A 444-nucleotide genomic window follows, 5' to 3' on the forward strand; every position below is an offset into this window, starting at 1 on the left:
AAGCGGGATGCAGATCGAGACGGCGACGAGCACGAAGAGGATTTGGGCGGCGCGGGTCATGGGAGCGACTTCAGAACGTCGCGATGTTGACGACGACCATCTTCAGATCGCGGATCTTCGCCGGCTCCAGATGTTCGGTGCGTTCCTTGACCCTCTTGTCGATGACCTTCACGCGCTTGTCGTTATGGGCTTCGAGAATGCCCTTAATGTCGATCTCGAAGAAAAGCTCTTGGTCCGTCGAGTCAGTCAGCTTTTCGTCGCCGCTGTAGAGGACGCAATCGTCAAGTGGGATATTCTCGTTCGGATCGACGATAACGACTTTGACGAGGCGACGGTTAGACATGGGGAAAATCTCCTGCTTAAGGTTGAGTTGATTGAGTTGGTTGTCGAAACGTCGGGCCGTGGCGTTCTGGGCGGCGAAATTCTGAGCTTGTTGAAAGCCTG

Annotated in this window: 1 protein-coding gene; it reads right to left on the reverse strand. The window is 54.7% G+C overall.

Annotation, left to right across the window (positions count from 1 at the left end; genetic code table 11):
- Window positions 1-70: 70 nt before the first annotated feature.
- Window positions 71-444 (reverse strand): hypothetical protein (locus CQ12_RS37005; RefSeq protein WP_057840176.1); only part of this gene is annotated, 374 nt, incomplete at its 5' end.

Origin of the sequence: Bradyrhizobium jicamae (assembly GCF_001440395.1) — a bacterium.
Taxonomy (GTDB): Bacteria; Pseudomonadota; Alphaproteobacteria; order Rhizobiales; family Xanthobacteraceae; genus Bradyrhizobium; species Bradyrhizobium jicamae.